The organism is Allobosea sp. CS1GBMeth4 (genome assembly GCF_900185715.1).
GTDB lineage: Bacteria > Pseudomonadota > Alphaproteobacteria > Rhizobiales > Beijerinckiaceae > Allobosea.
This window is the reverse complement of the sequence record NZ_FYAS01000030.1, coordinates 239,530-254,899: the sequence shown is the minus strand read 5'-3', so window position 1 is coordinate 254,899 and position 15,370 is coordinate 239,530. Positions and strand designations below refer to the sequence as shown.

The following is a 15,370-nucleotide window of genomic DNA, read 5'->3' as shown; positions in this document are numbered from 1 at the left end:
CGCATCGCCGAGGCGCAGGCCGCGCCGCCGCCCGATCGACACGGAGATCCGTCCCATGCCCCGCCTTCTGCCCGCGCTCGCGCTGGCCATGATTCTCTCGCCGGCGCCCGCCGCCTTCGCCCAGACCGTCTGGGAGATGCCGACCGAATATCCGGCCAGCGCCATTCCGGGCGAAGGCGTCGCGACCTTCGCGAAGCTGGTGAACGAACGCTCGGGGGGCCGGCTCACCATCGTGCCGAGCTTCGATGCGGCGAAGGGGATCAAGTCGGCCGGGATGATCGCCGCGATCCGGGACGGCAAGGTCGCCGCCGGCGACGCCTTCGCCGGAGCGCTGGGAGCGGTGCATCCGCTGTTCGGACTGTCCTCGCTGCCCTTCCTCGCGACCTCGGTCGAGGATGCGAAGCGCCTCGCCGAGATCGCGAAGCCGGCCTATGCCAAGGTGTTCGCGGGCTATGGCCAGCGCATCCTCTACACCACGCCGTGGCCGGCTTCCGGCATCTGGTCGAAGGAGGCGGTGATCTCGGCCAAGGATCTCGCCGGCCTGTCGATCCGCACCTATGACGCGACCTCGACCACGGTGATGAGCAATGCCGGCGCCAGGGCGGTCAACCTGTCCTTCGCCGACGCGATGCCGAAGGTGAAGGATGGTTCGGTGACGGCGGTGCTGTCCTCGGGAGACGGCGGGGCCGGCCGCAATCTCTGGCAGTTCCTGCCGCATTTCAGCGAGGTGAACTACGCGCTGCCGATCTCGTTCGCGAGCGTGGGCATCGCCGCCTACGAGGCGCTGCCGGCGGATCTCAGGCAGGTCGTCGACGAGGCGGCGGCCGCGACGGAGCGGCGGCAGTGGAGCGCGATCACATCGCGGCTCGAGGAGAACTATGCCCGCATGCGGGCCAATGGCGTGACCATCCATGCCAACCTGCCGGCGGACCTGACCCAGCGGCTCGCGGCCGCCGGCGAGGTCGCGGTCGACGAATGGCGCGCCAAGGCCGGGCCGGAGGGCGCGGCCGTCCTCGAGGCCTTCGCGAAGCGCTGACACGGGGGCCGCACAGGGCGAAACCGCGTGTCACCGGCGTGCCGTTGTGAGATCATTTGACGGCGAGTCTTCGCCTGTCTCCTTGCCCAACGACGGATCCATTGCCGGACATGATGATCGCCCGCCTCGCCTGCGCCTGGGCCTCGGTCGCAGCCTTCCAGTTCTTCGGCGATACGCTGCTCGCGCAGCTCGGCGCGCCCATGCCGTCGCTGCTGATCTTCGGCTGGCTGCTCGGCGTCATCGTCTGGTCCGCCTTCGGCGTGGTGCACGAGGCGGAGGAGCTGGCGCACCGGCTCGGCGAGCCCTATGGCACGCTGATCCTGACGCTTTCGATCGTGATCATCGAGGTGGCGCTGATCTCGGCGGTGATGCTCGGCGCCAAGGGCGCGCCGACCCTCGGGCGCGACACGATGTTCGCGGTTTTGATGATCGTGCTCAACGGCGTCGTCGGCATCGGCCTCCTGATCGGCGGCCTCAGGCACTTCTCGCAGGGCTACAACCTCAAGGGCGCCTCGGCCTATCTCGCGGTGATCATTCCGCTGACGCTGATCCCGCTGGTGCTGCCGAATTTCACCACCTCGACCGGGCACGGCACGCTCACCAGCTTCCAGGCGATCGCGTTCTCGTTCTTCACGCTTCTGCTCTACGGCGCCTTCCTGATCCTGCAGACCGGCCGGCACAGCGTCTTCTTCAAGGAGCCGGCGGGCGAATCGAGCATGCCCTACGGCTCGGCCTATATCCGGGCCAGAATGCAGCCGGCGCCCGACCCTGCCGCGCCGCCGGCTCCCGATCCGGAACCGGAAGATGAGCCGGGGCACCGGCCCTCGGAAGGCTCGACGCCGCGCCATGTCGCGCTGCTGCTCGCCAACATCCTGCCGATCGTCATCCTGGCGAAGAGCCTCGCCGTCGTGCTCGATTTCGGGATCGCCCGGCTCGGCGCCCCGGCCGCGCTCGGCGGCATCCTGATCGCCATGGTGGTGTTCACGCCCGAATGCATCGCGGCGCTGCGGGCGATCACCGCCAACCAGCTGCAGCGGGCGATCAATCTCTGCCTCGGGGCGGCCGCTTCGACGCTGGGCCTGACGGTTCCGGCCGTGCTGCTGATCGGCCTGATCACCGGCCAGCAGGTGGTGCTCGGCCTGTCCGACACCAACATGGTGATCCTGGCGATGACGCTGCTGCTGTCGACCCTGACCTTCACCGGCACGCGCACCACCATGCTGGAAGGCGCGGTGCATCTCTCGGTGTTCTTCGTCTTCCTGGTGCTGGTCTTCAGTCCCTGACCGCGGCGGGCGGCGCGGCTGCTTCCTGGCCGGCATCGGCGCCGTTGCCCGCTGGTGCGACGCGCAGCGCCGTCAGCCGGTTGCGGCTCTTGCGCATCACCTCGAAGCGGAAACCGTGGAAGGTGAAGGCCTGGCCGGCGTCGGGGATGGCGCGCGCCTCGTGGATGACGAGACCGGCGATGGTGGTCGCCTCCGCATCCGGCAACTGCCAGTCCATCGCCCGGTTGAGATCGCGGATCGGCACGCCACCATCGACGACGACGGCGCCGTCCGGCTGCTGGCGCAGGCCGGGCACGGCGACGTCGTGCTCGTCGCGGATGTCGCCGACGATCTCCTCGAGGATGTCCTCGAGCGTCACCAGGCCCATCACCTCGCCATATTCGTCGACGGCGAGGGCGAAATGCGTCTTGCGGGCGAGAAAGCCCTTGAGCTGCTCGGGCAGCGGCGTGTTCTCCGGCACGAACCAGGGCGTGAAGGCGATCGCCGCGACATCGAGCCTGCCGGCGTCGCCGCCGGCGGCGTCGAGCGCGCGCAGCAGGTCCTTGGCATGCAGGACGCCGACGATGTTCTCGGGCTTGTCGCGCCAGAGCGGCATGCGGGTATAGGGCGAGGCCAGGACCTCGCGCACGATCGCCTCGGGGCCGAGATCGAGATTGATCGTGCGCATCTTGGTGCGGTGGATCATCACGTCGGCGACTTCGAGCTGCTTGAGGTCGAGCAGGCCGCTGACCATGTCGCCGTCGGCCTTGCCGACCTTGCCCTCCTGGCGCATCAGCTCGACCTGATCGCGCAGGATCTCGTCGATCGCCAGCACCGGCCGCTGCGAATCGATCCGCAGGCCGAACAGGCCGAGGGCGCGGCGGGCCAGCCATTGCATCAGCCGGACCGGCGGGCCGAGCAGGGCGAGCAGGCGCGCCACCGGCCGCACCAGCTTGAGCGACATCCGCTCGGGATCGGCGACGGCGGCCATGCGCGGCGCCAGTTCCCCGAGGACGACGACGACGAGCGCGACCGCGATCGCGATGCCGGCCGCCCCGCCCGCGCCGAAGGAGGCCAGCCCCGCATAGGCGGCGAAGCTCGCCGTCGCGGTCTTCACCAGGGTGCGCGCCAGGAGGAATACGCCGCTCAGGCGCTCGCGGTCGCCGAGCACGCGCAGCGCGATCGCGGCGCGGCGGCTGCCGGCCTTCTCCTGCGCCGCGAGTCTCGCGCGGGAGATCGCGTTGAGCCCGGCATCGGCCGCGGCGAGGAAGCCGGTCAGCAGCACGCCGAGCGCGACGATGGTGATGGCGAGCCAGGGATCGAGATGCGGGATGGCTACCATGGAGGAAGCGGTCAGGTTTCCGCGAGTTCGCTCTCGACGAAGTCGCGCGCCGCCTCGGCGGTGACGCCGGGCGCGATGAAGCTCCTGCCGATGCCGTGCGCCAGGATGAAGGTCAGCGCGCCGCGCCTGACCTTCTTGTCCTGGGTCATCGCCTCGACGATCTCGGCCGCGGTGCCGGTGCCGCCGGGCACGTCCTGCAGGCGGGTCGGCAGGCCGACGGCGACGAGATGGGCGGCGACGCGGCCGGCGTCCTGGCCGGAGCAGAGGCCGAGCCGCTGCGAGAAGCGGAAGGCGAGGCAAAGCCCGACCGCGACCGCTTCGCCATGGACGAGGCGGGCGGAATCGTAGCGGGTCAGCCGCTCCAGCGCATGGGCGAAGGTGTGGCCGAGATTGAGCAAAGCGCGGTCGCCGTCCTCGCGCTCGTCGCGCGCCACGATGGCCGCCTTGGCCCGGCAGGCGGTCGCCACCGCGTGGTCGCGCTCGGGCCCGCCCTCCATGACGCGGCGCCAGTTGACCTCGCACCAGTCGAAGAAGGCGGGATCGTCGATCAGCCCGTATTTCACCACCTCGGCATAGCCGGCCTTGAACTCGCGCTCGCTGAGCGTGTCGAGCAAAGCGGTGTCGCAGACCACCAGCGCGGGCTGGTGGAAGGCGCCGATCAGATTCTTGCCGTGGCTGGAGTTGATGCCGGTCTTGCCGCCGACGGAGGAGTCGACCTGGGCGAGCAGGCTGGTCGGGATCTGCACGAAGCGCACGCCGCGGCGCAGCACCGCGGCGGCGAAGCCGGTGAGATCGCCGACGACGCCACCGCCGAGCGCGATGACGAGGTCGTTGCGCTCGATCTTGGCGGCGAGCAGGCCGTCGCAGAGCTCGATGAAGCGGGCATAGGATTTGGAGGCCTCGCCCGGCGGCACGGTCAGGCGCGTGGTGGTTACGCCGGCCTGGTGCAGGCAGGCTTCGAGCGCGGGCGCGTGGAGTCCGGCGAGGGTCTCGTCGGTGACGATGGCGGCGCGGGCGCCGGGCGAGAGGCGCGCGATCATCTCCGCCGCCTCGCACAGCTGATGACGGCCGATCAGGATGTCGTAGGAGCGCTCGGCCAGCGCGACCGGAACGACGATGCGGGCCGCCGGCGCCGCCGTGGCTGCCGCGGCGCTCATCGCGCGGCCTCCCGCCGCAGCCAGCGGTCGAGCGCCACCATCGCGTCCTCGACGACCACTTCGTGCGGGTCGTCGCGGGAGATCAGGGTGATGTCGGCCAGGCCATAGATCGGCTCGCGCTCGGCCAGCATCCGGCGCATGGTCGCCTCCGGATCGGAGGTCTGAAGCAAGGGACGGTTGCTGCGCTTGCGCACGCGGCGCATCAGCACGTCGAACTCGGCCCTCAGCCAGATCGAGACGCCGAGCTCGGCGATGCGGGCGCGGGTGTCGGCGTTCATGAAGGCGCCGCCGCCGGTCGCCAGCACGAGCGGCGCGCGCGTCGTCAGGATGCGGGCGATGACGCGGCGCTCGCCGTCGCGGAACTCGCTCTCGCCGCGCTGCGCGAAGATCTCGGGGATCGTCATCCCCGCCGCGGTCTCGATCTCGGTGTCGGCATCGACGAAGGGCAGGCCGAGGCGGGCGCCGAGGCGCTTGCCGACCGAGCTCTTGCCGGAGCCCATCATGCCGACCAGCACGATCGCACGCGCACCGAGCGCGGCGCGCAGAGCGTCGCGGTCCACCTGTTCGATCGTTTCAGCCATTGCCATCGTGTACCCTCCCGCACGCTCTAGCATGACGATCCGGCTGCCGCCACGCCCTGCCGGAGGATGCCGAGCGGGAAAGCGTGCCGCCCGCCGGGAACGGGAGAACATCGGTTCTTCGCTTGCATCCGGCCCTGCCGATCAGGAATAACCGCGAGGGGTGCATGGGGAATCGCCGGCCGTGCCGACGCTGTTCAAGTTCCTGACGTTCCTGGCTGTCGTCGCCGGGCTGGTCTATGGCGGCATGCTCGCCCTGGTCACCTTCGTGAAGCCGGAGCCGCGCGAGATGGTCGAGATCGTGCCGCCCTCGAAGCTGCAGAAATGAGCAGGCAGGCGCGCGCCTGGCTGAACGGCTTCCTCGACATGCTGGCGGCCGAGCGCGGCGCCGCCAGGAACACGCTCGAAGCCTATGAGCGCGATCTCGAGGACTATCTCGGCTTTGCCGTGAGCCGGGGCGGGCCGGCCGCCGTCACGGCCGACGATGTCCGGGCCTATCTGGCCGAGCTCTCCGGGCGCGGGCTGAAGGCCTCCTCGGCGGCGCGGCGGCTCTCGGCCGTCCGGCAGTTCCACCGCTTCCTCTACACCGAAGGCCTCGCCGGCACCGATCCGACGGCCGCGATCGAGGGGCCGCGGCTCGGCCGGCCGCTGCCGAAGGTGCTCGGCGTCGCCGAGGTCGACCGGCTGATCGCGGCCGCACAGCAGATGACGGAGCGGGAGGGACAGACGCCGGCGGCGCGGGCGCGCAGCGTCAGGATGCGCTGCCTGATCGAGATGTTGTACGCGACCGGCCTGCGCGTCTCCGAGCTGATCGCGCTGCCGCTCTCGGCGGCGACCACGCGCGAGCGCTTCCTGGTGGTGCGGGGCAAGGGCGACAAGGACCGGCTGGTGCCGCTGAACGAGGCGGCGCGCGCGGCGGCCTCGGCGCATCTGGCGTTGCTGCGTGAGCAGAGCGCGGCCGAGGGCCGCTGGCTCTTTCCGTCGGACGGCGAGAGCGGGCACCTGACCCGTCAGGCCTTCGGGCGCGACCTCAAATCGCTCGCGGCGGCGGCCGGCCTGTCGCCGGCCAAGGTCTCGCCGCATGTGCTGCGCCACGCCTTCGCCAGCCATCTGCTGCAGAACGGCGCCGATCTGCGGGTCGTGCAGGAGCTGCTCGGCCATGCCGACATCGCGACGACGCAGATCTACACCCATGTCCTCGACGAGCGGCTGAAGAGCATGGTGCGCGACCTGCACCCGCTGATGGACGGCGAGAGCTAGCCCGGTTCAGGCCGCGCTCGGCGCCGGTTCCTCGCCCTTCCTGCCGCAGAGCGCCAGCATGGCGCGGGCGATCTCGGCCTCGCCCATGATGGTGCGACTGGCGCCGCATTGCCGGAGATGCTCGACCTCGGCGGCGGAGTGGGCGCGGGCGACGATCGGCAGGCCGGGATTGCGCCTGCGGGCCTGCTCGCAGACCTGGCCGGCCTCGAAGCTGCCGGGGATGGCGACGAAGAGGCGCTTCGCCCGCTCCAGACCGGCGGCGGCGAGTACTTCCGGATCGGCGGCATTGCCGGCGAGCACCTCGGCTCCGTCGCGGCGGGCGGCGGCGATGCCGTCATCCTGGTCCTCGATCACCAGCAGGCTCTCGCCCATCGCCGCGAGCCCGGCGCCGAGCAGCGAGCCGACGCGGCCATAGCCGACCACGACGACGTGGTCGGACAGCTCCGTCGGGGCGATGTCGCGCTCGGGGGCGGGCTCCGGCTCAGGCGCGGCTGCAGGAACCTCAGGCTGGGGGACAGGCGCCGCCTCGGCCGGCCTGGGCTCCGCCGGCCTGGGCTTGGCCGGGGCGGGCTCCGCCGGGGCGAAGCGGTCGACGAGCTTGAACAGCAGCGGGTTGAGCACGATCGAGAGGATCGCGCCGGCCAGGATCAGGTCGCGGCCCTGCTCGGGCAGCAGTTTCAGCGAGACCCCGAGACCGGCGAGGATGAAGGAGAATTCGCCGATCTGCGCCAGGCTCGCCGAGATCGTCAGCGCGACGGAATCGGGCTTGCCGAAGGCGCGCACGATCAGCCAGGCGGCCAGCGACTTGCCGAACAGGATGATGGCGATGGTCGCGATCAGCGGGAGCGGCGCGCGCAGAAGGATGCTCGGATCGAACAGCATGCCGACCGAGACGAAGAACAGCACCGCGAAGGCGTCGCGCAGCGGCAGCGATTCCTCCGCGGCGCGGTGGCTGAGCGGCGATTCGCTCAGGATCATGCCGGCGAAGAAGGCGCCGAGCGCGAAGGAGACGCCGAACAGGCTGGCGGCGAGATAGGCGACGCCGAGCGCGATCGCCAGCACCGCGAGGCGGAAGAGCTCGCGCGAGCCGGTATGGGCGACCCAGTGCAGGAGCCAGGGGATCAGCCGGCGGCCGACGATCAGCATGAAGGCGACGAAGGCAGCGACCTTGGCCAAGGTCAGTCCGAGCACGCCCCAGAGGCCGAGATCGAAGCGGGTCGCCAGCGGCCCGCCGCCGGACGCGGCGCCGGAGCCGCCATCGAGCACGTCGGCGACCGCCGGGATCATGACCAGCGCCAGGACCATGGCGAGATCCTCGACGATCAGCCAGCCGACGGCGATCTTGCCCTTCTCGGTCTGGACGATACGGCGCTCCTGCAAGGCGCGCAGCAGCACGACGGTGCTCGCGACCGACAGAGCCAGGCCGAAGACGAGGCCGGCGACGATGCCCCAGCCCAGCAGCAGCGCGAGCCCCAGCCCCAGCAAGGTCGCGGCGGCGATCTGCACCAGCGCGCCCGGTACGGCGATGGCGCGCACCGAAAGCAGGTCCTTGAGCGAGAAATGCAGGCCGACGCCGAACATCAAAAGGATGACGCCGATCTCGGCGAGGTCGTTGGCGAGGTTCTGGTCGGCGACGAAGCCGGGGGTGAAGGGGCCGACCGCGACGCCGGCGAGCAGATAGCCGACCAGCGGCGACACCCTGAACTTCTGCGCCAGCGCCCCGAAGACGAAGGCGAGGCCGAGGCCCATGACGATGATGGCGATCAAGGGGCCGTGATGCATGGGTCTCCGGTGGGCAGGCGGAAGGAAGAGCGCCTGCGACTTTGCGGATCGCGGCGCGGGAATTCAACCTTCGATGGCAGACAAAAGTCGCAAGGGCGGCTGCGACACGGTGGGAGCGACGTGTGCGGAAGCGTCAGGCCCTGGTCGGCTTGTGCTCGAGCAGGATCCGCCCCTGCTTCTCGACGCCGAGCCTGAGCTTCTCGGCGAAGATCGCGAGCATCCAGGGCAGCATCACCTCGACGCGGACCAGTTCGTCCTCGATGTCGATCCTGCCGCTGACGGTCTGGCCGAGCGCGGCGACGCCGAAGCGCAGCGTGTCGCCCTGCCAGTCCTCCTCGATCAGCCGCATGCCGAAGCTGCCGAGCTTGTCGCGGATCGTCGCGACGCCGCCCTGCAGCCGCTGGCGCGCCGCCTCGCGGCCGAGCGCGTGCGAGATCGTGATGGTGACGGGGCGTTTCATGCGTCAGGTCCCGAAAGCGTGAGCGAGCCGGCGTGCCGCTGAGATGGGCTGCGCCCTGCGTGCCTGCAACCGCCCGGCGAAGCGACATCGCATGGGGCGCCCGGCGCCTCGCTTCGCCGTCCGGGACTGTGTGCCGGATGACGCTCGGCGCAACTCAATGGCCGTGGGCCTGGAGCGCCTGCTGGCCCTGAGGCGTGACCTTCCAGTTTTCGTCGCCCGGCTCGGCCAGGCCGCGACCCTGAAGCAGGCGCAGCATCGCCTCGCCGAAGATGAAGCGCCGCGTCTCCTCGCTGATGCTCTCCAGCGCGATCCATTCCGGATCGGTCATCACGATGGTGTCGGGGCTCGTCGCGGTCTCGGCCATGCTGTCCTCCTCCGTGGCGGTTGCGTCTGTCAGAGGCAAAATCGCGAGCAATTTGGGAGAGCGTATGGCCGGCTTCGGGTTGGGCTGCGGCAATTGCCGCTGTTTTTGCGGAAGGATCAGCCGAGCGGCAGTCGCAAGCCCGCCTCGGCTGCGCACGCCTTGAGCGCGAGCAGGATCGCGTGTTCGTCGGTCTCGACGCCGTGGCGCTGCAGGCAGGGCACGAGGATCGCCGCCTCGGCGTGGCCGGCCGGGCCGATCACCGGGCAGGTGATGTCGGTGACGGCGAGGATGTCGCGGCTCGGCGCGATGCGGTGGCCGAGCGCGCGGATCTCGGCGAGCGCGGCCTGGGTGCCCGGCTCGTCGAGGCGCTGCCGGATCTGGGGCGGCGCCTCGCGCATCAGCCCGCGTCGGCGCGCCTCAGACTGGAAGGCGAGGATGAGCAGGCCGGAATTGGCGTCGAGTGCCGGGCGGCCATAGCCGGGGCGGACGATGACGCTGGCGTCGAGATGGCCGGCGGTGGTGGCGAGCACCACGGTCTGCGCCCGGCTCAGCACCACGAGATGGGCGGCCTGGCCGCTCTCCTCGCTGAAGCGCTCCATCAGCGGCAGCACCACGGAGGTGAGCTGCTTGCCGCCCGGCGTCCTGATGCCGAGGTCGAACAGGCGGCGCGACAGGCCGAGCCGGTCGGTTCCGGCCTCGCGTTCGAGATAGCCGCGCTGCTGCAGCACGAAGACCATGCGGAAGATCTCGCTCTTCGAGCGCTGCAGCCGCTCGGCGATGACGCGGGTCGAGAGCGGCTCGCCGGTCTCGGCGAGCAGCTCGAGGATATCGAGACCCTTTTCCAGGGCCGGGGCGGCATAGGCCGCCTTCTCCTCGCTCTCGGCTTCAGGGAAAACGCTCATGCCGCGCCTGTTTCATATGTGAAGCTTGACATCAAATAAGAAGCCAAACTAGCCTCCGGGTAAAGAGGGAGAGAGATGACAGCATCGCCGCAGCATCCGTCCAGCATGTCCGGACGGCCGGCCCCCGGCCGGCGGCCGCGGCAGGGCTGACGGCGATGAAGTACGGGCTCCAGTTTCGCGACGTCTTTGCGGCCTGGGAGTCCATTCTCGACGGCGTCTGGATCACGCTGCTGCTCTCGGTCGTGGCCATGGCCGGCGGGCTGCTGATCGGCGTGCTCTGCGCCGCCGGGCGGACCTATGGCCCGGCCTGGCTGCGCCGCATCGTCGGCGCCTATGTCGAGATCATCCGCAACACGCCGCTGCTGGTGCAGCTCTTCCTGATCTTCTTCGGGCTGCCGAGCTTCGGCCTGCGGCTCGACGGGCTGACGGCGGCGATGATCGCGCTCGTCATCAATCTCGGCGCCTACACCACCGAGATCGTCCGCGCAGGCCTCGAAGCGGTGCCGAAGGCGCAGATCGAGGCCGGCCACTCGCTCGGGCTCTCCGGCCTGCAGGTCTTCCGCTACATCGTCGTCTTCCCGGCGCTGAAGGCGATGTTCCCGGCGCTCGCCAGCCAGTTCGTGCTCTTGATGCTGGCGACCAGCGTCGCTTCGCAGATCTCGGTGCAGGATCTCTTCCACGCCGCTTCGATCGTGCAGTCGCGCACCTTCCGCGATTTCGAGGTCTATACGGTGATCGGGGTGCTCTATCTCGCGCTCGCCATCGGCTTCCGCGGCCTGTTCGCCCTGATCTACCGCCTGGTGTTCGTGCGATGATTCGGGAATTCGGCCTGATCGACGTCATGTACCTCGTCGCGGCGGCGCGCTGGACGATCGCGCTGACGGCGGTCGCCTTCGCCGGCTCGGCGGTGCTCGGCCTCGCGCTGGCGATCCTGCGCATCCTGCCGGTCGCGCCGCTGCGCTGGCTGTCGGCGAGCTATATCCATGTCGTGCAGGGCACGCCGCTGCTGGTCTGGCTGTTCCTGATCTTCTTCGGGCTGCCGCTCGCCGGCATCTCGGTCAATCCCTGGATCGCGGCGGCGGTCGCCTTCTCGATCTACGGCTCGGCCTTCCTCGGCGAGATCTGGCGGGGCGCGCTGACCTCGATCGCGAGGACGCAATGGGAGGCGGGCGCCTCGCTCGGGCTCTCGCTGGCCGAGCAGCTGCGCCATGTCATCATCCCGCAATCGATCCGGATCGCGATCCCGCCGACCGTCGGCTTCCTGGTGCAGTTGATCAAGAACACCTCGCTCGCCGCGGTGATCGGCTTCGTCGAGCTCACCCGCGAGGGCCAGCTCACGGCGGCCGGCACCTACAAGCCCTTCGCCGTCTACATCACCGTCGCCTGCATCTATTTCGCGATGTGCTTCCCCCTCACGCAATGGAGCCGCTCGCTCGAGCGGAAGCTCGATGTCGCTCGTTGAAATCCGGGACGTCAGCAAGAGCTACGGCGCCAACCAGGTGCTCAAGGGCGTCTCGCTCGACGTCGAGAAGGGCGAGGTCGTCGCCGTGATCGGCCGCTCGGGCTCGGGCAAGAGCACGCTGCTGCGCTGCGTCAACGGGCTCGAGCCGGTGCAGGCCGGCACGATCCGCGTCGATGGCGTCCAGGTCAATAGTCCCGCCACCGACCTGCGCAAGCTGCGGCAGGAGGTTGGCATCGTCTTCCAGCAGTTCAACCTGTTCCCGCATCTCTCGGTCGCGGACAACATCACGCTCGCCCCGAGGGTGGTGAAGAAGCAGAAGCCGGAGGAGGCGCGCGAGGTCGCCCGCGAGGTGCTGGCCCGCGTCGGACTCGAGGACAAGCTCGACGCCTACCCCTCCCAGCTCTCGGGCGGCCAGCAGCAGCGCGTCGCGATCGCGCGCTCGCTCGCCATGCGGCCCAAGCTGATGCTGTTCGACGAGGTCACCTCGGCGCTCGATCCCGAACTCACCGGCGAGGTGCTGAAGGTGCTCGAAGCCGTGGCGCAGGAGGGCATGACCATGATCCTCGTCACGCACGAGATGGGCTTCGCCCGCAGGTTCGGCTCCCGCGTCGTCTTCATGCACGAGGGCCGTATCCACGAAGAAGGCCAGGCCGCGGCGGTGCTCGCCCGGCCGAAGACGCCCGAGCTCACGACCTTCCTCAGCGCGGTGCTGCACTGAGGCGGGAGGATCAGTTCCGGTAACGGGTCAACGAGGGGAGAAAGCAGATGCGCAGACTGTTCGCAGGCCGTTCATTCCTGGCAGGTCTCGCGGCGATGGCGATCGCCGCATTCGGGGCGCCCGAGGCCAGGGCCGACAAGCTCCAGGACATCCTGTCCAAGGGCGTGGTGCGCATCGGCGTGCCGCTCGACGCCCCGCCCTTCGGCTCGCAGGACGCCAACCGCAAAGCGGTCGGCTTCGACATCGAATTCGCCGAAATGGTCGCCAAGGGCCTCGGCGTGAAGCTGGAGATGCAGCAGATCACCGGGGCCAACCGCATCCCGTTCCTGCTCACCGACAAGGTCGACATCGTCATCTCGGTGATGGGGCTGACGCCCGAGCGCGCCAAGCAGATCCAGTTCACCGCGCCCTACGCCAACACCTTCCTGGCCGTCTACGGCCCGAAATCGGCCAATGTGACGAGCGCCGAGACGATCGGCTCCAACCGCGTCGCCGCCGCCAAGGGCACGACGCAGGAACTCGCCATCACAGCCTCGGCGCCGAAGGCGACGATCATGCGCACCGAGGACGACGCGACCGCGGCGGCCGCCTACATCACCGGCCAGGCCGATCTGCTCGCGACCAATTCGATCGTCGCCCAGGCGCTCGCCAAGCAGAACCCGAGCAAGGAGTTCGAGCGCAAATTCGTCATCCGGCGCAGCCCGGCGCATATGGGCGTGCAGATGGACCAGCACAATCTGGTGCGCTGGCTCGACGGCTTCATCTTCTTCAACACGATGAACGGCGAGCTCGACCGGCTGCACAAGAAGTATCTGGACATGCCGATGGACCCGCTGCCGTCGCTGTGAGCAGCCCACTGCCGTCATTCTCGGGCGAAGCGTAGCGCAGACCCGAGAATCTCATGACGAGATGGCTCCAGCCGGAGCCTGATCCTGCCTGAGATGCTCAGGTCAGCCCGAGCATGACCGCCTGCCTCGACCCTTCCCTTCATGGGCAGGGCTTCTCAAACCATGCCCCGAGCCCCCATGACCAGCCCCCGCCACAAGCCGACGCCACGCCCGTCAAGCGCCTTCCTCACCGTCGATCCGGAGAAGGACGGCAAGCAGGTCGGCTTCCTGATGATCCCGCATTCGCCGCATGACGACGCCTGGGGCGCGACGCGCATTCCGGTCGCGGTCATCAAGAACGGCTCGGGGCCGACCGCGATCCTCGAAGGCGGCAATCATGGCGACGAGTACGAGGGCCCGATCACGATCTGCGACCTGATCCGCGACCTCGATCCCGGGCGCGTCCAGGGCCGGCTGATCCTGATGCCGGCGAACAACGTCCACGCAGTCGTCGCCGGCCAGCGCACCTCGAGCGTCGACGGGCTCAACTTCAACCGCACCTTCCCGGGTGATCCGCGCGGCACCATCACCCAGCAGATCTCCGCCTTCGTCAGCGATCATATCCTGCCGCTGGGCGACGCCTTCCTCGACCTGCACTCCGGCGGCTCCTCGCTCGACATCATCCCGAGCGCGATCGTCGAGCCGACCGACGATCCCGCGCTGCACAAGCGCAATGTCGCGGCGGTGCAGGCCTTCGACGCGCCGATGACGGTGGTGATCTCCAATCTCGGCGAGCCGCGCACCGCGACGGCGACCGCCTGCCGCCAGGGGCTGGTGACGGTCGGCACGGAGATGGCGGGGGCCGGGACGGTCTCGCTCGACGCCCTGAAGCTCTGCCGCCGCGGCGTCGCCAATGTGCTCGACCATCTCGGCATCGTCGCCCGCGACGCGCCGGAGCCGCGCCGCGGCGACGGGCAGGTGCTCGAACTGCCGGGGACCTCGGCTTACGTCTACGCCACGGCGGACGGCGTCTTCGAGCCGTTCCATGCCAATGGCGACAAGGTGAGCGCCGGCCAGCCGGCCGGGCGCATCCACTGCACCTGGGACCCGGCCCGCCCGCCGGAGACGCTGCATTACGCCGCCGACGGCATCCTCTATGGCAGGCGCCAGCCGGGCCGCGTCAGGCCGGGCAATTGCTGCCTGATCGTGGCGGCGCCCTATCGCGGGGTGCTGTCGTGATCGGCCTCGACGACATCCGCGCCGCGCGCTGGCGGATCGCGCCGCATATCCGCAAGACGCCGATCCTGCCCTATGCCCAGCTCAGCACGGGCGAGGAGTTCGGCGGCATGGTGACGCTGAAGCTCGAATTGCTGCAGGCGGCCGGCTCCTTCAAGGCGCGCGGCGCGATGAACCGCCTGCTGACGCTCTCGGAGGAGGAGCTCAGGCGCGGCGTCGTCACCGCCTCGGGCGGCAATCACGGGCTCGCCATCGCCCGTTCCGCCCATGTGCTCGGCGCCAGGGCCAAGATCTTCCTGCCCGCCAATGTCGTCGCCGACAAGGTCGCCAAGCTGACCAAATGGGGCGCCGAGGTCGAGATCGTCGGAGCGGTCTGGGACGAGGCGAACGCGGCCGCGCTTGCCCATGCCAGGGAAACCGGGGCGACCTATGCCCATCCGTTCAGCGATCCGGTGGTGGTCGCCGGCCAGGGGACGCTCGGCCTCGACATCCTCGACGACATCCCCGATGTCGACGTCATCCTGGTCGCGATCGGCGGCGGCGGGCTGATCACCGGGCTGTCGACGGCGGTGAAGGCGCTCAGGCCGCAGACGCGCATCATCGGCATCGAGCCCTATGGCTCGCCGACGCTGCACGCCTGCCTCGAAGCCGGCCGGCTGGTCACGCTCGACCGGCTGGAGACGCGGGTCGCGACCATGTCGTGCCGGCGCACCGACCAGGCGATCTACGATGCGGTGGCGAAGAATGTCGACGAGATCGTGCTGGTCAGCGACGAGGAGATGGAACAGGCGGCCAGGTCGCTCTGGTTCGAGTTCGGAATCGCCGCCGACCTTTCGGGCGCGGCCGCGGTGGCGGCGCTGCAGGCGAAGCGCTTCGTGCCGGCGCCGGGCAGCAGGGTCTGCGCGCTGGTCTGCGGCGCGGGAACGGACGGGACGTGACCGCGCCGTCATGCCCCGGCCCGACCCGAGCATCTCGGAAACCAGT

Annotated in this window: 17 protein-coding genes; 10 read left to right on the top strand and 7 right to left on the bottom strand. The window is 69.7% G+C overall.

The window, feature by feature from the left end:
• Positions 1 to 55 precede the first annotated feature (55 nt).
• Both CS1GBM4_RS18520 and CS1GBM4_RS18515 read left to right on the top strand, forming a co-directional pair.
• Positions 56 to 1,036, top strand: coding sequence for a TRAP transporter substrate-binding protein (locus CS1GBM4_RS18520; protein ID WP_186420208.1), 981 nt, complete (start codon positions 56 to 58; stop codon positions 1,034 to 1,036).
• Between the two features lie 110 nt (positions 1,037 to 1,146).
• Complete coding sequence (locus tag CS1GBM4_RS18515) at positions 1,147 to 2,319, top strand: calcium:proton antiporter (RefSeq protein ID WP_186420207.1); 1,173 nt, start codon at positions 1,147 to 1,149, stop codon at positions 2,317 to 2,319.
• Here CS1GBM4_RS18515 and CS1GBM4_RS18510 read toward each other — a convergent pair.
• From CS1GBM4_RS18510 to CS1GBM4_RS18500, 3 genes are read right to left on the bottom strand one after another with little or no spacing between them, the layout of a single operon-like run.
• Positions 2,309 to 3,640 (bottom strand): CNNM domain-containing protein, encoded by a 1,332-nt coding sequence (locus CS1GBM4_RS18510; RefSeq protein WP_186420206.1) that lies wholly within the window; start codon positions 3,638 to 3,640, stop codon positions 2,309 to 2,311. The genes CS1GBM4_RS18515 and CS1GBM4_RS18510 overlap by 11 nt on opposite strands.
• A gap of 11 nt (positions 3,641 to 3,651) precedes the next feature.
• Positions 3,652 to 4,797: a 3-dehydroquinate synthase gene (gene aroB, locus CS1GBM4_RS18505; protein WP_186420205.1), complete on the bottom strand. Its 1,146-nt coding sequence runs from the start codon at positions 4,795 to 4,797 to the stop codon at positions 3,652 to 3,654.
• Positions 4,794 to 5,384: a shikimate kinase gene (locus CS1GBM4_RS18500; protein ID WP_186420204.1), complete on the bottom strand. Its 591-nt coding sequence runs from the start codon at positions 5,382 to 5,384 to the stop codon at positions 4,794 to 4,796. Before CS1GBM4_RS18500 ends, aroB begins: the two co-directional genes overlap by 4 nt.
• 175 nt (positions 5,385 to 5,559) lie before the next feature.
• Between CS1GBM4_RS18500 and CS1GBM4_RS18495 the strand changes: the two genes are divergently transcribed.
• Together CS1GBM4_RS18495 and CS1GBM4_RS18490 are read left to right on the top strand one after the other, a co-directional pair.
• Entirely contained in the window at positions 5,560 to 5,703 is a 144-nt protein-coding gene (locus tag CS1GBM4_RS18495; RefSeq protein WP_186420203.1) for a histidine kinase, read from the top strand.
• Entirely contained in the window at positions 5,700 to 6,635 is a 936-nt protein-coding gene (locus CS1GBM4_RS18490) for a site-specific tyrosine recombinase XerD (RefSeq protein WP_186420202.1), read from the top strand. The genes CS1GBM4_RS18495 and CS1GBM4_RS18490 overlap by 4 nt, the downstream gene beginning before the upstream one ends.
• Positions 6,636 to 6,641: 6 nt before the next feature.
• Here CS1GBM4_RS18490 and CS1GBM4_RS18485 read toward each other — a convergent pair whose 3' ends face one another.
• The 4 genes from CS1GBM4_RS18485 to CS1GBM4_RS18470 all read right to left on the bottom strand — a co-directional run bounded on the left by CS1GBM4_RS18485 (position 6,642) and on the right by CS1GBM4_RS18470 (position 10,143).
• Complete coding sequence (locus CS1GBM4_RS18485; RefSeq protein WP_186420201.1) at positions 6,642 to 8,417, bottom strand: cation:proton antiporter; 1,776 nt, start codon at positions 8,415 to 8,417, stop codon at positions 6,642 to 6,644.
• 133 nt (positions 8,418 to 8,550) lie between these two features.
• Complete coding sequence (locus CS1GBM4_RS18480) at positions 8,551 to 8,877, bottom strand: polyhydroxyalkanoic acid system family protein (protein ID WP_186420200.1); 327 nt, start codon at positions 8,875 to 8,877, stop codon at positions 8,551 to 8,553.
• Between the two features lie 154 nt (positions 8,878 to 9,031).
• The gene (locus CS1GBM4_RS18475) at positions 9,032 to 9,241 is read right to left on the bottom strand and encodes a hypothetical protein (RefSeq protein WP_186420199.1); all 210 of its coding nucleotides are present in this window, start codon (positions 9,239 to 9,241) and stop codon (positions 9,032 to 9,034) included.
• Between the two features lie 116 nt (positions 9,242 to 9,357).
• Entirely contained in the window at positions 9,358 to 10,143 is a 786-nt protein-coding gene (locus CS1GBM4_RS18470; RefSeq protein ID WP_186420198.1) for a helix-turn-helix domain-containing protein, read from the bottom strand.
• A 155-nt stretch (positions 10,144 to 10,298) separates the two neighbouring features.
• On the opposite strand from CS1GBM4_RS18470, the gene CS1GBM4_RS18465 reads away from it, so the two are divergent.
• The 6 genes from CS1GBM4_RS18465 to CS1GBM4_RS18440 all read left to right on the top strand — a co-directional run bounded on the left by CS1GBM4_RS18465 (position 10,299) and on the right by CS1GBM4_RS18440 (position 15,324).
• Complete coding sequence (locus tag CS1GBM4_RS18465) at positions 10,299 to 10,958, top strand: amino acid ABC transporter permease (protein ID WP_186420197.1); 660 nt, start codon at positions 10,299 to 10,301, stop codon at positions 10,956 to 10,958.
• Positions 10,955 to 11,605: an amino acid ABC transporter permease gene (locus CS1GBM4_RS18460; RefSeq protein WP_186420196.1), complete on the top strand. Its 651-nt coding sequence runs from the start codon at positions 10,955 to 10,957 to the stop codon at positions 11,603 to 11,605. The genes CS1GBM4_RS18465 and CS1GBM4_RS18460 overlap by 4 nt, the downstream gene beginning before the upstream one ends.
• Positions 11,592 to 12,323, top strand: a complete 732-nt coding sequence (locus CS1GBM4_RS18455; protein ID WP_186420195.1) for an amino acid ABC transporter ATP-binding protein — start codon at positions 11,592 to 11,594, stop codon at positions 12,321 to 12,323. Before CS1GBM4_RS18460 ends, CS1GBM4_RS18455 begins: the two co-directional genes overlap by 14 nt.
• 47 nt (positions 12,324 to 12,370) lie before the next feature.
• Positions 12,371 to 13,171 carry a transporter substrate-binding domain-containing protein gene (locus CS1GBM4_RS18450; RefSeq protein WP_186420194.1) on the top strand — a complete coding sequence of 267 codons (801 nt, stop codon included), beginning with the start codon at positions 12,371 to 12,373 and terminating at the stop codon, positions 13,169 to 13,171.
• 177 nt (positions 13,172 to 13,348) lie between these two features.
• Complete coding sequence (locus CS1GBM4_RS18445) at positions 13,349 to 14,389, top strand: succinylglutamate desuccinylase/aspartoacylase family protein (protein WP_186420193.1); 1,041 nt, start codon at positions 13,349 to 13,351, stop codon at positions 14,387 to 14,389.
• Positions 14,386 to 15,324 carry a pyridoxal-phosphate dependent enzyme gene (locus CS1GBM4_RS18440; protein WP_186420192.1) on the top strand — a complete coding sequence of 313 codons (939 nt, stop codon included), beginning with the start codon at positions 14,386 to 14,388 and terminating at the stop codon, positions 15,322 to 15,324. The genes CS1GBM4_RS18445 and CS1GBM4_RS18440 overlap by 4 nt, the downstream gene beginning before the upstream one ends.
• Positions 15,325 to 15,370: the final 46 nt, after the last annotated feature.